Here is a 14,308-nt window from a genome sequence, read left to right as displayed (position 1 = left end):
TGGAGCGGGACGCAGGTGGGTTCGTGAATGGGGCCGTGGGGCGGCGGGACAGAACAGAGAAGGGCAGAGACTGATATGGCAAGAGAATACAAAGACGTTGTGGTGGGGCTGGATATCGGCACCGCCAAGGTCATGGCCGTGGTGGCCGAGGTCCTGCCCAATGGCGAGCTCAAGCTTGCAGGCTTGGGCGTGGCCCCGAGCAATGGCCTCAAGCGCGGTGTGGTGGTGAACATCGACGCTACCGTGCAAAGCATCCAGCAGGCCCTGAAAGAGGCCGAGCTGATGGCCGACTGCAAGATCCAGCGTGTGTACACCGGCATCACCGGCAGCCATATCCGGGGGCTCAACTCCAGCGGCATGGTGGCCGTGAAGGACAAGGAAGTCACCTCGGCCGACGTGGCGCGCGTGGTCGAGACGGCCAAGGCCATCAACATCAGCAGCGACCAGCGCCTGCTTCTGGTGGAGCCGCAAGAGTTTGTGATCGACGGGCAGGATGTGAAAGAGCCCATCGGCATGAGCGGCATCCGCCTGGAGGCCAAGATCCACATCGTGACCGGTGCGCAGAGCGCGGCCGAAAACATCATCAAGTGCGTACGCCGTTGCGGCCTGGAGGTCGAGCAGCTCATGCTGAACCCGCTGGCCAGCAGCCAGGCCGTGCTGACCGACGACGAGCGTGAGCTGGGTGTTGTGGTGGTGGACATTGGCGCGGGCACGACCGATGTGGCCATCTTCACCGGCGGCGCGATCCGCCACACGGCAGTGATTCCGATTGCGGGCGACCTCATCACCAGCGATATCGCGATGGCGCTGCGCACTCCCACCAAGGACGCTGAAGACATCAAGGTGGAAAGCGGCTACGCCAAACAACTGCTGGCCGACCCCGAGGCGCAGGTGGAAGTGCCCGGCCTGGGCGACCGCAGCCCGCGCATGCTGAGCAAGCAGGCGCTGGCCGGTGTGATCGAGCCGCGGGTGGAAGAAATTTTCTCGCTCGTGCAGCAGGTGGTGCGCGAGTCGGGCTATGAAGAAGTGCTGTCGTCGGGCATCGTGCTCACAGGCGGTAGCTCGGTGATGCCCGGCATGATCGAGTTGGGCGAAGACATCTTCCTCAAGCCCGTGCGCCGAGGCATTCCCAAGTATTCCAGCGCGTTGTCTGACATGGTGGCCCAGCCCCGTGCTGCTACCGTCATGGGGCTTCTCGAAGAAGCGCGCCTGGCTCGTCTGCGCGGCTTCAAGGTGGCGCAAAAGAGCGGGTCCATGAAGACGGCGTTCGGCCGTTTCAAAGATTTCATCGTGGGGAATTTCTGACCATGAAATACCCAGGAATGAGCGCCGCCGGGCCGCCCCAAGGTGCGAAGGCCCCCTCGGGGGGCAGCGCAGCACACGCAGTGGCAAGCGTGGGGGCCTTGTGGTTAGCCCGTGGTAGCCCGCACGGCACTGCGCGAGAGCGATGGCGATGTACAGGACCGCCTCGTTCTCCAGCCACCAGTACCCCCTTCCCCATATGGCAATTGCCTACGAATTTAGAAACAGGAGCTCCAAGATGACCATCGAAATGATCGAAGCCGAAGAATTCAACCAGGGCACCCAGATCAAGGTGATCGGTGTGGGCGGTGGCGGCAGCAATGCCGTCGAGCACATGATTTCCCGCAGCGTGCAGGGCGTGGAGTTTGTCAGCGCCAATACCGACGCGCAGGCGCTCACGCGCAGTTCGGCCCACCGTGTCATCCAGCTGGGTGGCAGTGGTCTGGGGGCAGGCGGCAAGCCTGAAAAGGCGCGCGATGCAGCCGAAGCGGCAGTTGAAGACATCCGCGACGCCATCCAGGGCGCGCACATGCTGTTCATCACGGCCGGCATGGGCGGCGGCACGGGCACGGGGGCTGCCCCGGTGATCGCGCGCATCGCCAAAGAGATGGGTATTCTGACCGTGGGTGTGGTGACCAAGCCTTTCGACTGGGAAGGTGGCCGCCGCATGAAGAACGCCGACGAAGGCCTGGCCGAGCTGGAAGCCAATGTGGATTCGCTGATCGTGGTGCTCAACGAAAAGCTGCTCGATGTGCTGGGCGATGACATCACCCAGGACGAAGCCTTTGCACACGCCAACGATGTGCTCAAGAACGCCGTGGGCGGTATCGCTGAAATCATCAACGAGTACGGCCAGGTGAACGTGGACTTCGAAGACGTGCGCACCGTGATGGGCGAGCCCGGCAAGGCCATGATGGGCACGGCCACTGCCAGCGGCCCCGACCGCGCCCGCATCGCTGCCGAGCAGGCCATTGCCTGCCCGCTGCTCGAAGGCATCGACCTGTCGGGAGCCAAGGGCGTGCTGGTGCTGGTCACCGCGAGCAAGGGCAGCCTCAAGCTGTCCGAATCGCGCCAGGCCATGAACACCATCAATGCCTACGCATCGACCGACGCTCATGTGATCTTCGGCGCTGCCTACGACGAAACCCTGGGCGACGAGATCCGCGTGACCGTGGTGGCCACAGGCCTGTCGCGTGCCAACGCACGCCGCCAGCCCATCTCAGTGGTGCAAGGTGGCCTGCGCACGGGCACGGACAATATGGCCTACCAGATGCCCATGGCCGGTGTGGGAACGCTGGGGGGGGCTGTGGGTGTGCAAGGCGGCCACACGGGCAGCGCGCAAGCCGACTACGGCAGCATGTCGGTGCCCAGCGTGTGGCGCACCAACCGCACGCAGGCGGCAGCCCGCGTGGACGCGCTGTCCTCGGGTGGCATGGATGACCTGGAGATCCCTGCTTTCCTGCGCAAGCAAGCCGACTGATCGACAACAGGCTCTTCCATGGGCCGCAAGACAAGAAGCCCTGCCAGCACAAGCTGGCAGGGCTTCTTTTTTGGCAGCGAGGTTTGCTTGCGCTGTGCTTGTGCTGCTTCAGGTCCTTGGGGTCAGAAGGACTCCCAATCGTCGTTGTTGTTGTTGTCCGCTGCAGGTTTGGGGCTGCTGGCCTTGGGCGGCAGCGCCGCTGCCGGGGCCTTGGCGGGCGACGCAGGGCGGGGTGCAGCGGCCTTGGCCAGTGCGGGGCGCGGTGCGGCAGCGCGTACGGGAGCGGGTGTGGGGCGGGGTGTGGCCGCAGGGGCGGGCCGGCTTGCCGGGGACGGCGCTGGGGCATTGCTGCCATTGACCCGGAACAGTGCGACCACCTGGGTGAGCTTCATGGCCTGCTCGCGCAGACTGTCTGCGGCGGCAGTGGATTGCTCCACCAAGGCAGAGTTCTGCTGCGTCATCTGGTCGAGCTGGTTCATGGCCGTGTTGACCTGGGCAATGCCCTGGCTCTGCTCGGACGTAGCCGAGCGGATTTCGCCAATGATGTCGGTCACGCGCTGAACGCTTTCCACGATCTCGGTCATGGTGGCGCCCGCATTGCCCACCAGCTGCGTGCCCGACTCCACCTTTTCGACCGATGCGCCAATCAGGGCCTTGATCTCCTTGGCGGCTTCGGCACTGCGTCCGGCCAGGCTGCGCACCTCGCTGGCCACCACGGCAAAGCCCCGGCCTTGCTCGCCCGCGCGGGCTGCCTCGACGGCGGCATTCAAGGCCAGGATATTGGTCTGGAAGGCGATGCCATCGATCACGCCGATGATGTCGCTGATCTTGTTGCTGCTGGCGTTGATGTCCTGCATGGTGGCTACTACCCGGGACACCACTTCACCCCCACGTGCCGCGACCGCAGCGGCCGATGTGGCCATCTGGTTGGCCGTCTGCGCGGAGTCCGAGGTCTGCTTGACGGTGCTGGTCAGCTCCTCCATGCTGCTGGCCGTGCTTTGCAGGTTGCTGGCGGTGTCTTCGGTGCGGTGGGCCAGGTCGTTGTTGCCCTGCGCGATTTCGCTCGACGCGGTGGCGATGCTGTCGGTGGCGGCGCGCACGTCGGTGACCAGCTTGCGCAGCGAAGTGACCATGTGGGCGAGCCCATCGAGCATCGAGCCTGGGTGGGCCGTGGGGATGTGTGTATCGAGATTGCCTTCGGCCACTTCCGACATGATCGCGATGGCGTCAGTGGGCTCTCCCCCGATCTGGCGCAGCACGGAGCGCGATACGAACAGGCCGATGGCCCCCACCACAAGAATCACCACCACCACCATGGCCAGGCTCGACAGCAGGGCCTTGCGCAGCAGCATGTCCACGTCATCGGTATACAGCCCCGAGCCCACCATCCAGTTCCAGCCGTCTACACGGACGATGTACTGGAGCTTGGGCACCGGGGTGGTCTGGTTGGGGCGGGCAAACATGGTGGGGACAAACGCCTTGCCATCCTTGCTGCTGCGCATGCCGTTCACCAGCAGGGCGATGATGTCCACCCCCGAGCCGTCCTTGACCTTGCCCAGCATGTTCTGCCCATCCCACTCGGGTTTGAAGGGGTGCATCACCCCCACGCCCTCGATGGTCCAGATGTAGAAATACTCGGTCTTGCCCTCGGGGCCACCATAGCGCGCAATGCGCAGGGCGTCCTTGGCGGCCTTTTGGGCCTCCTCCTGGGGCATGGCGCCGCTGGCGGCCTTGGCCTGGTAGGCGGCCACAATGCTGTGGGCAGACTGGACGGCGGTGGTCAGCAGCTCTTTTCGGGACTCGGTGATGAGTCGTCGCTCCTGCAGGAGGGAGGTGACGGCCATGATCAGCAGCGCGACAAGCGCAGTGCCGATCATGAGCATGATTTTCATTTTGAAGCTGAGCTTGCTCATGGGAGTCTCCTGGGGGGCATCTGTGGTGTGTTCATGTTGTATCTTTTCAAGGCCCTCTGGCCCCAAATTGTGCGGCGAACCCGGGGGCCTGCGCAGTAGGTGAAAACGCGGCGGTAGCTCTACGTACGGGCCACAAGCGCTCCGGGCGTGGCGTCTGCAAGGCAGGCAAGACCTCAGCCCGTGCGGGACAGGGCGCCAGAAACTAAAATGGCGGGATGCTCCAGCAACGCACCCTCAAGACACTGACCCGCGCCGTAGGCGTCGGGCTGCACAGCGGCCAGCGGGTCGAGTTGACCCTGCGGCCCGCGCAGCCGGACACGGGGATTGTCTTTCGGCGGGTGGATCTGCCACAGCCCGTGGACATCCCGATCCGCGCCGAGGCCGTGACGGACACCCGGCTGGCATCCACCATCGCGGTCGGCAATGCCAAGGTGCACACGGTGGAACACCTGATGTCGGCCTGTGCCGGGCTGGGGCTGGATAACCTTTATGTGGACATCACTGCCGAAGAGGTGCCTATCCTCGACGGATCTTCCGCATCTTTCGTTTTCCTGCTCCAGAGCGCAGGGGTCGAGCTGCAAAACGCGCCCAAGCGCTTCATCCGCGTCCTGCGGCCGGTGGAGGTCCGCGAGGGCGAGGGAGCCAATGCCAAATGGGCACGTTTGACGCCTTACCACGGCTACAAGCTCAGTTTCGAGATCGACTTTGACCACCCGGCCGTGGACTCCACCGGCCAGCGTGTGGAGTTTGACCTGGGGCAAGGCAACTACAGCCGCGACATTGCCCGCGCCCGCACCTTCGGCTTCACCCGCGATGTGGAGATGATGCGCTCCAACGGCCTGGCGCTGGGCGGCGGGCTCGATAACGCCATCGTGATGGACGACTACAAGGTGCTCAACAGCGACGGCCTGCGCTACGACGACGAGTTCGTGAAGCACAAGATCCTGGATGCCATGGGCGACCTTTACCTCATTGGCAAGCCCCTGCTGGCTGCGTACAGCGCTTTCCGCTCGGGCCACGCCATGAACAACCTCTTGCTGCGCGAGCTGCTGGCCCAGCGTGATGCCTGGGAGGTGGTCACCTTCGAGGATGAGCGCCAGGCCCCCACCGGCTTCGCGCAACCTGCGCGCGCCTGGTAGCACGCACATGTTGATCTTTCGCTGGCTGGCCATGCTGCTGCTTCTGGCGGCTGCCGTGTCGTTTGCGTTTTATGCCGGTACCGGGCAGGCGCGCTACAAGCGCCTGGGGCTCATCATCCTCAAGTGGACGGTGATTGCCGCCGTCTTTTTCTTTGCGGTGATCCTCATTGGCCGACTCGCGTGATGCGCGGGCTCTGCAGCGCAGTTTTTTCTCTGGCCTATACTCGCGCCTGCTCCGGGGTGTGCTGATGCGCTGAGATGCAAGAGGCCTGAAGAAATTCAGACCAGCTTGCGAACCCGACGAACTTGATCCGGTTCATACCGGCGGAAGAAGAGCCGACCTCCTTGTCCCCGTGCCCGCAGTCCCTGTGGGCACGTCATGCCCCAGGTGCTGCCGCCCCTGGGGGGCGCACAGGTCCATTCCGGAGCAGACCCCACCGCCACCGGAACCAGGAGACCTGCCCATGAACGCCCCCGATCCCATCGCTCGCGAGAAGTTTGCTGAATTGCTGGCGCTGACGCGCGAGCCCTTCCCCGCATCGCGCAAAGCCTATATCCCCGGCCAACTGCACACCGACCTGCGCGTGCCCGTGCGCGACATTGCGTTGACCAACGGCGAGCTGGTCAGCGTGTACGACACCTCCGGCCCCTACACCGACCCTGAAGCCGTGATCGACGTGCGCAAGGGCCTGGCCAGCGTGCGCGGGGGCTGGATCACCGGCCGTGGCGATGTGGAGCACTACGAAGGCCGCGCTCCCGTGGCGCTGGACGATGGGCAAAAGAGCGAAGACGCCACGCGCCTGGCCCAGCTGCGCGCCGAGGCCGCCGCCCTGCAGCGCAAGCCGCTGCGCGCCAAGGCCGGTGCCAACGTCACGCAGATGCACTACGCCAAGAAGGGCATCATCACGCCCGAGATGGAATACGTGGCCATCCGCGAAAACGGCAAGCGCGAGTGGATGGAGCAGTACATGGCTGACGCAGTCCGCGAGCAGCGCCTGATGGGCAACCCGATGGGTGCCAGCATCCCGCGCATCATCACCCCCGAATTCGTGCGCGACGAAGTGGCCCGGGGCCGCGCCATCATCCCCGCCAACATCAACCACCCCGAAGTGGAGCCGATGGCAATCGGCCGCAATTTCCTGGTCAAGATCAACGCCAACATCGGCAACTCGGCCGTCACATCGAGCATTGAAGAAGAGGTGGAAAAGCTCGTGTGGGCGATCCGCTGGGGTGCCGACAACGTGATGGATCTTTCCACCGGCAAGAACATCCACACCACACGCGACTGGATCGTGCGCAACTCGCCCGTGCCGATTGGCACGGTGCCGATCTACCAGGCGCTGGAAAAGGTGGGCGGCGTGGCCGAAGACCTGACCTGGGAGATCTTCCGCGACACGCTGATTGAGCAGGCCGAGCAGGGCGTGGACTACTTCACCATCCACGCGGGCGTGCGCCTGGCCTACATCCACCTCACGGCGCAACGGCGCACGGGCATCGTCTCGCGCGGCGGCTCCATCATGGCCAAGTGGTGCATGGCACACCACCGCGAGAGCTTCCTGTACGAGCACTTCGAGGACATCTGCGACATCATGAAGGCGTACGACGTGTCGTTCAGCCTGGGCGATGGCCTGCGTCCCGGCTGCGCGTCCGACGCCAATGACGAAGCGCAATTCGCCGAGCTGCACACGCTGGGCGAACTCACGCAAGTAGCTTGGAAGCATGACGTGCAGACCATGATCGAAGGCCCCGGCCATGTGCCCATGCACATGATCCAGGCCAACATGACCGAGCAGCTCAAGACCTGCCACGAAGCGCCGTTCTACACCCTGGGCCCGTTGACCATCGACATCGCACCGGGCTATGACCACATTGCCAGCGCGATTGGCGCGGCCATGATCGGCTGGATGGGCACGGCCATGCTGTGCTACGTGACGCCCAAGGAGCACCTGGGCCTGCCCGACCGAGATGACGTGAAGCAGGGCATCATTGCCTACAAGATCGCCGCCCACGCGGCCGACGTGGCCAAGGGGCACCCGGGCGCCCGCTCGCGCGACGATGCGCTGAGCCAGGCGCGCTTCGACTTCCGCTGGCAGGACCAGTTCAACCTGGGCCTGGACCCGGAAACAGCGAAGGAGTACCACGACGAAACCCTGCCCAAGGACTCGGCCAAGGTGGCGCATTTCTGCTCGATGTGCGGCCCCAAGTTCTGCTCGATGAAGATCACGCAGGAAGTGCGTGACTTTGCAAAACAAAAGGGTGTGGCCGAGGCTGAAGCCCTGGCCCAGGGCATGCAGACCAAGGCGGCAGAGTTTCAGAAGGGCGGGGGCGAGTTGTACATCCCCCTGAAGCCCGTTTGAGAACAGTGCAATAAGCGCAGCTACTGGCCCCGAGGATTCCCTGAAGCAGGGCCACGGGGCCGTGCTTACCCTGTGCGGTGGATAGCCCCGCCCGGCATATAGTCCCGCCCACCCCCGGTTCAGAAGACCGGGAGGAAGGGCGTGTGGCACTAAATTTGCTATGCTGAGTTATCTGTTAAAAAATGTAAGGAAGAGCCATGAATGCTCTCGGCCGCTTCTCTATCCGCACACGTCTTTACTTCGGAACCGTTTTTTCGCTGATTCTTCTGATCGTCATTGGCGCCATGGGCTATGTGGCCCTGGACCGCACCCGGGGCACATTGCAGGAGCTGTTTTCGCAGCGGGTGCAAACCCTGACCGATATGTCCGACCTGCGCACGACCCTGGGTGACCTGCGCCGGACCGAAAAAGACATCATCATCAATTTCAACAACTCGGTCGAGGTCTCTGCCCTGCGCGAGTCCTGGGCCAAGACCCTGGCTGCCCTGCGCAAGAGCCTGGCCGAGGTGCGCCAGGTGCAGTCGGGCGATGCAGAGTTTGTGGCCTCCATCGACAAATCCCTGGACGAGATCAAGCAGTACGAAACCGGCATTGCCCCCATCTTCGAGAAGATCGAGGGGGCGCAGCTCGATGGTGCGGGGGGCGGTGCCTACGCCGACCGCCTGAAGGTCCACATGGAGGCCACCGACAAGCTGTTCTCCAGCCTGGCCAGCGCGGCCCGCTCGCAGATGGACGAGGCCCGTGCGGGGGTTGAATCGCGCACTTCCACCATGTCGGCGTTGATTGGCATCGGGCTGGTGCTGGGGTTGGCGGTGCTGATTCCGCTCACCTTCTTCAGCGTGCGCTCCATCACCAAGTCGCTGGGGCAGGCGCAGGAACTGGCCGACCGCATTGCCAGTGGTGACCTCTCTCGCGATGTGGCGGCCATGAACCAGGACGAGGTGGGCCAGCTGGTGTCGGCCATGGGCCGCATGCAGGACGCCTTGCGGGGCCTGGTGCGCCAGGTGCAGGACGCGGCAGGCAACATCACCACCGCCAGTTCCGAAATCGCCAGCGGCAACCATGACCTGAGCCACCGCACCGAGCAGACCGCGGCCAATCTGGAGGAAACCGCTTCGTCCATGGAGCTGCTGACCAGCACCGTGCAGCAAAGCGCCCAGTCCTCCCGCCAGGCCAGCGACTTCGCTTCGTCGGCCGCCGAAGTGGCCGCACGCGGTGGTGCCGTGGTGTCGCAGGTGGTGACCACCATGGACCAGATCACGACCAGCTCGCGCAAGATTGCCGACATCACCGGCGTCATCGACTCCATTGCCTTCCAGACCAACATCCTGGCATTGAATGCGGCGGTGGAAGCTGCTCGCGCAGGTGAACAAGGCCGGGGCTTTGCCGTGGTGGCCAGCGAGGTGCGCAACCTCGCGCAGCGCAGCGCCGAGGCGGCCAAGGAGATCAAGGGTCTGATCGGTTCGTCGGTGGAGCGCGTCGAAGATGGATCGCGACTGGTCAGCCAGGCCGGGCAGACCATGACCGAGATTGTCAGCAGCGTGCGCCGGGTGTCTGACATCATTGCCGAGATCACAGCCTCGTCGGCCGAGCAAAGTGACAACATCGGCCAGATCAGTCAGTCCGTGAGCCAGCTCGACCAGATGACGCAGCAGAACGCCGCGCTGGTGGAAGAGTCCACCGCTGCCTCTGAATCGCTGCGCGAACAGGCGCTGCACCTGAGCAGTGCGGTCAGCCAGTTCAAGCTGCAGGACGGCGGGGCTCCTGCACCCTCGGTCCTCAGCGCGGCAGCGGCGCCCGCTGCGCCAGCCGTGGCCCAGGCGCAGCGCAGGCCTGCGCTGCGCATACGTTAATTTTGAGCATTTTTGACCGCTAGGGACCCTCTGCACGAATCACCACGCCGTGTGCATCTGCGGTCTCGGGCGGTCTGCGGCGTTGCAAAACCTCGCAATAGCTACGGCTATTGCTGCGTTTTGCGCCTTGCAGCCCATCCCGATCCGCAGCGCACACTTGCCGCTCGATTCGTGCAGAGGATCCCTAGCGCTTATCTATTAAGCGCTAGTTGCTATCAAAATAATATCAAACTGGCCTCTGCGGCTGGCTAGTCCCGCGTCACCCGCAGCACTTCCTCGCGGCTGGTGATGCCTGCTGCAATCAGCCGTTCCCCATCCTCGCGCATCAGCGCCATGCCGTCGGCCAGCGCGGCGGTGCGGATGTCGGCTTCGGACGCCTGGTTGTGGATTTGCGCGCGGATCGCGTCGGTGGTCACCAGCAACTCGAACACACCAGTGCGGCCCGTGTAGCCCGTCTGGCCGCAGTGCTCGCACCCGCTGCCGTGGCAATGGCTGCAGTATTTGCGCACCAGCCGCTGGGCCAGCACGCCGAGCAGGGACGACGACAACAGGAACGGCTCCACCCCCATGTCGGTCAGCCGCGTGACGGCGCTGGCTGCGTCGTTGGTGTGCAGCGTGGCCAGCACCAGGTGGCCCGTCAGCGAGGCCTGGATGGCGATCTGCGCGGTCTCGAAATCGCGGATTTCGCCAATCATGATGATGTCCGGGTCCTGCCGCAGGATGGCGCGCAGGGCCTTGGCAAAGGTCAGCTCGATCTTGCTGTTGACCTGCGTTTGCCCCACCCCGGGCAGCTCGTACTCGATGGGATCTTCCACCGTCATGATGTTGTTGCGTGTGGCATCGAGCCGGCCCAGCGCCGCGTACAGCGTGGTGGTCTTGCCCGAGCCGGTGGGCCCTGTCACCAGGATGATGCCGTGCGGCTGGCTGATCAGGCCCTCGAAGCGGCGCAGCGTCTCACCCTGCATGCCCACGGCTTCCAGGCTCAACTTGCTTTCGCTCTTGTCCAAGAGGCGCAGCACCGCGCGCTCGCCATGGGCGCTGGGCAGGGTGGAAACGCGTACGTCAATGGCGCGGGTGCCCAGGCGCAGGCTGATGCGGCCGTCCTGCGGCAGGCGTTTCTCAGAGATGTCCAGGTCGGCCATGATCTTCAGGCGCGAGATCAGCGCGGCGTGCAGCGCGCGGTTGGGTTGCACCACCTCGCGCAGGGTGCCGTCCACGCGAAAACGCACGCTGGAATGGCGCTCGTAGGGCTCGATGTGGATGTCGCTCGCGCCATCGCGCGCGGCCTGCGTGAGCAGGGCGTTGAGCATGCGGATGATGGGTGCGTCGCCCGCGGATTCGAGCAAGTCCTCGACGGCGGGAAGCTCCTGCATCATGCGCGAGAGGTCCGCGTCGCTTTCGACCTCGCTCACCACGGTGGCGGCGCTCGATTCGCTGTGCGAATACACGGCGCTGATGCGCTGGGCCAGGGCCGGGGCGTCCAGCGGCAGTAACTGCTGCACCGGGTGTTTGCGCAGAACTTCGGACAGCGCACCGGCGTCGGGGTTGGGGCCATGCCACAGCACCAGCTGGTGGCCGTCGTCCTCCAGCAGCAGCTGGGCGGTGCGGGCAAAGGCGTAGGGCAGGGGGTGGCGCATGGGCGTGGGTCCGTCAGAGCGCTTTGGGCGAGACCGTGGCGTTGAGTGCCAGGCTGCGCACGGTGGCGGCAGCGGCATTGGCAGCGTCTTCGGTGTTGTAGGGGCCCACACGCACGCGGGTGAGCGTGCCCCGGTTGGTGTCTACCGCCTGGATGGACAGGGGCAGTGCCGTGCTGCGCAGCTTGGTCATGGCGCTGCGCGATTCCGCATCCTTGCCGAACACGCCCACGTTCACGTAGTACAGCGGCGCGGGGACCTGCGCCTGGGCTGTGGGGCTGGACTGCTCCACAGGCGCGCTGCTTTGGGGAGCAGTACCCGGTGTGGGTAGAGGGGGCGCTACAGGGGTGAGCTGCTGCATGGGAACGGGCACCGGCGCGGCGGGCTGCACAGGCATGGGGCTGGCGACCGAAGGCGCCCGCTCGGGCAGCGCGGGAAGTATGGGTGCGCCAGAGACCGAATTCATGACAGTGCTGGGGGCCGGCTGCGTGGCCTGCTGCAGAGCGCGGATCGCTTCGTAGCGGTCCACGACCAGTGCGTCGCTGGTGGCGTTGTCGCGCACCACGATGGGGCGCAGGAAGATCATCAGGTTGGTCTTGCGGCGCGAGCGGTTCTCGCTTTTGAACAGGTTGCCCACCACGGGCAGGTCACCCATCAGGGGTACTTTGTCCTCGCCCTGCGAGTAGGTGTCCTCCAGCAGGCCGCCGATGACGATGATGCTGCCATCGTCCACCACCACGTTGGATTCGACCGCACGTTTGCTGGTGGTGGGGCCGGTGGCATTGGACAGGGTGGAGCGGTCGATCTTGGAGATCTCCTGGTAGATCGCCATTTTCACCGTGCCGTTCTCGCTGATCTGCGGGCGCACCTTGAGCATCAGGCCCACGTCCTTGCGCTCGACGGTGTTGAACGGATTCACGGTGCCGCTGTTGCCGGTGTTCGCATACGAGCCCGTGACGAAGGGCACGTTGTCGCCGATGAGGATGCGTGCCTCCTCGTTGTCCAGCGTCATCAGGTTGGGGGTGGACAGCACGTTGGCATCGCCGCTGTTCTGCAGGAAGTTGGCAAGCGCGCCCAGGTAATACTGGCCGTTGATGCGTGGCGCCAGAGCCAGATTCAGACCCCCGCCCAGGCCGCTCGCGGCTGTGGCGATGCTGCTGGTGCTGCCCGAAGCCAGCGCTGCCGTGATCCCCAGGATGTTGGCACCTGCTGCACCGGAGTTGGTGCCGATCACGCCCACCGTGCCATCGCCTTGTTTGCCCAGAATGCCCTGCCACTGGATACCGAACTGCGCCACCTTGTTGGCGGCAACTTCCACGATCAGGCTTTCCACCAGCACCTGTGCGCGGCGTCCGTCGAGCTTGTCGATCACTGCACGCAACTGGCGGTACAGGGGCTCGGGTGCCGTGATGATGAGCGAGTTGGTGGTGGGGTCGGCCTGGATCTGGCCGCCCGTGGACGGCTGGTTGTTGTTGGTGCTGCTGGTGCCCATGCCACTGCTTCCCGAACCCAGTCCCCCACTGCTGCCACCTGATAGACCGCTGCCGGTGGACAGCATGTTGCCGCTGGTGCCGCCACCGCCCAGGCCTCCACTGGGCGCGGCCGGTGCGGCGCTTGCGCCCGCGCTGCCACCGCCCGTGTTGCCGGTGCCGCCCATGGCTGCCATGGCGGCACGCAGCGTGGTGGCCAGCTTGGTGGCGTCGGCGTTCTTCAGGTACACCACATGGATGTTGCCGGTGGACGCACTGCTGCCGGGCGCAGGCGCCTGGTCCAGCTGTGCCACCAGCGCGCGCACCTGGGCCACACGGGCCGGGTTGGCGGCGCGCAGGATCAGCGCGTTGCTGCGCGGCTCGGCAATCAGCGTGGTCTTGAACGAGGTGTCCGCCTGCCCCTGTGCGGCGACCGGCGCGGCACCGCTGCCCCCGTCGATCAGGCGCGCCACCAACGGCGCGAGGTCAGTGGCGACGGCGTTGCGCAGCGGGATCACTTCCACATCGCTGGCGTTGGAGACATCCATGGCCGCCACGATGCGCGCCAGGCGCTGCAAGTTGTCCGCGTAATCGGTGATCACCAGCGAGTTGTTGCCGGGGTTCACGTTGATGGTGTTGTTGGGGCTGATCAGCGGGCGCAGCACGGGCACCAGATTGGCGGCGTTTTCAAAGTTGAGCTTGAAGATCTGGGTGACGATCTGACCGCCACCGGGCGCGCTGCCAGAGCTGCCCTGCACCACGCTCACGCTGCCGCCTTGCAGCTTGGCGTCGGCCTCGGGCACCACCTTGTACAGGCCTGCAGCCTCCACCACCGTAAAGCCCTGCAGCCGCAGCGCGGCCAGGAACTGCTGGAAGGCGGCGGCGGGCGACACGGCGCGTTCGGTGACCAGGTTGAGCTGGCCCTTCACGCGCGGGTCGACCACCACGTTGCGGCCCGTGATGGTGGCCATGGTGCGGGCCACGGCTTCGATCTCGGCGTTGGCGAAGTTCAGGGTGACGGGCTCGCCGGCGCGCACGCTGCCGGTGCCGGTATCAATGGCGGTTTGGGCAATAATTTGGCCGCTAGCGCACGCCAGTAGTGCACTAGCTGCTATTGCTTTAAGAGCAAAACCCAGACGTGGTGACAACAAGGAGTTCATA

Annotated in this window: 9 protein-coding genes and 1 riboswitch; of the genes, 6 read left to right on the top strand and 3 right to left on the bottom strand. The window is 64.9% G+C overall.

Translation table 11 applies throughout. The features are described from left to right. The first annotated feature begins 75 nt into the window (after positions 1-75). A complete protein-coding gene (ftsA, locus tag LPA35_RS13470) occupies positions 76-1,305 on the top strand; it encodes a cell division protein FtsA (RefSeq protein WP_008903721.1) in 1,230 nt (409 codons plus the stop codon). 235 nt (positions 1,306-1,540) lie between these two features. Then, positions 1,541-2,782, top strand: coding sequence for a cell division protein FtsZ (ftsZ, locus tag LPA35_RS13465; RefSeq protein WP_055399554.1), 1,242 nt, complete (start codon positions 1,541-1,543; stop codon positions 2,780-2,782). Positions 2,783-2,904: 122 nt separating this feature from the next. Here ftsZ and LPA35_RS13460 read toward each other — a convergent pair whose 3' ends face one another. Continuing rightward, on the bottom strand, positions 2,905-4,695 hold the full coding sequence (locus LPA35_RS13460; protein ID WP_228897332.1) for a methyl-accepting chemotaxis protein: 1,791 nt from the start codon (positions 4,693-4,695) through the stop codon (positions 2,905-2,907). 215 nt (positions 4,696-4,910) lie between these two features. Between LPA35_RS13460 and lpxC the strand changes: the two genes are divergently transcribed. From lpxC to LPA35_RS13440, 4 genes are all read left to right on the top strand, one after another. Next, positions 4,911-5,834: a UDP-3-O-acyl-N-acetylglucosamine deacetylase gene (lpxC, locus tag LPA35_RS13455; protein WP_121422316.1), complete on the top strand. Its 924-nt coding sequence runs from the start codon at positions 4,911-4,913 to the stop codon at positions 5,832-5,834. Between the two features lie 7 nt (positions 5,835-5,841). Next, complete coding sequence (locus tag LPA35_RS13450; RefSeq protein ID WP_176888338.1) at positions 5,842-6,018, top strand: hypothetical protein; 177 nt, start codon at positions 5,842-5,844, stop codon at positions 6,016-6,018. Between the two features lie 42 nt (positions 6,019-6,060). Continuing rightward, positions 6,061-6,184: riboswitch (TPP riboswitch) on the top strand. 114 nt (positions 6,185-6,298) lie between these two features. After that, on the top strand, positions 6,299-8,191 hold the full coding sequence (gene thiC / locus LPA35_RS13445; protein WP_228897331.1) for a phosphomethylpyrimidine synthase ThiC: 1,893 nt from the start codon (positions 6,299-6,301) through the stop codon (positions 8,189-8,191). A gap of 197 nt (positions 8,192-8,388) precedes the next feature. Further along, on the top strand, positions 8,389-10,044 hold the full coding sequence (locus LPA35_RS13440) for a methyl-accepting chemotaxis protein (protein WP_228897330.1): 1,656 nt from the start codon (positions 8,389-8,391) through the stop codon (positions 10,042-10,044). Positions 10,045-10,292: 248 nt separating this feature from the next. Here LPA35_RS13440 and LPA35_RS13435 read toward each other — a convergent pair whose 3' ends face one another. Both LPA35_RS13435 and gspD read right to left on the bottom strand, forming a co-directional pair. Next, positions 10,293-11,681 carry a GspE/PulE family protein gene (locus LPA35_RS13435; RefSeq protein WP_218298793.1) on the bottom strand — a complete coding sequence of 463 codons (1,389 nt, stop codon included), beginning with the start codon at positions 11,679-11,681 and terminating at the stop codon, positions 10,293-10,295. A gap of 13 nt (positions 11,682-11,694) precedes the next feature. Further along, on the bottom strand, positions 11,695-14,307 hold the full coding sequence (gene gspD, locus LPA35_RS13430) for a type II secretion system secretin GspD (RefSeq protein ID WP_228897329.1): 2,613 nt from the start codon (positions 14,305-14,307) through the stop codon (positions 11,695-11,697). Position 14,308: the final 1 nt, after the last annotated feature.

Origin of the sequence: Acidovorax sp. Leaf73 (genome assembly GCF_916855635.1) — a bacterium.
Classification (GTDB): Bacteria; Pseudomonadota; Gammaproteobacteria; order Burkholderiales; family Burkholderiaceae_C; genus Acidovorax; species Acidovorax facilis.
The sequence above is the reverse complement of the archived record's forward strand: the minus strand, read 5'-3'. Positions and strand labels throughout refer to the sequence as shown.

Bases quoted from the DNA above. Each gene is read 5' to 3' on its own strand.
- LPA35_RS13460 (WP_228897332.1), bottom strand. From the start codon at position 4,695: ATGAGCAAGCTCAGCTTCAAAATGAAAATCATGCTCATGATCGGCACT.
- LPA35_RS13440 (WP_228897330.1), top strand. From the start codon at position 8,389: ATGAATGCTCTCGGCCGCTTCTCTATCCGCACACGTCTTTACTTCGGA.
- thiC (WP_228897331.1), top strand. From the start codon at position 6,299: ATGAACGCCCCCGATCCCATCGCTCGCGAGAAGTTTGCTGAATTGCTG.
- LPA35_RS13450 (WP_176888338.1), top strand. From the start codon at position 5,842: ATGTTGATCTTTCGCTGGCTGGCCATGCTGCTGCTTCTGGCGGCTGCC.
- gspD (WP_228897329.1), bottom strand. From the start codon at position 14,307: ATGAACTCCTTGTTGTCACCACGTCTGGGTTTTGCTCTTAAAGCAATA.
- ftsZ (WP_055399554.1), top strand. From the start codon at position 1,541: ATGACCATCGAAATGATCGAAGCCGAAGAATTCAACCAGGGCACCCAG.
- lpxC (WP_121422316.1), top strand. From the start codon at position 4,911: ATGCTCCAGCAACGCACCCTCAAGACACTGACCCGCGCCGTAGGCGTC.
- LPA35_RS13435 (WP_218298793.1), bottom strand. From the start codon at position 11,681: ATGCGCCACCCCCTGCCCTACGCCTTTGCCCGCACCGCCCAGCTGCTG.
- ftsA (WP_008903721.1), top strand. From the start codon at position 76: ATGGCAAGAGAATACAAAGACGTTGTGGTGGGGCTGGATATCGGCACC.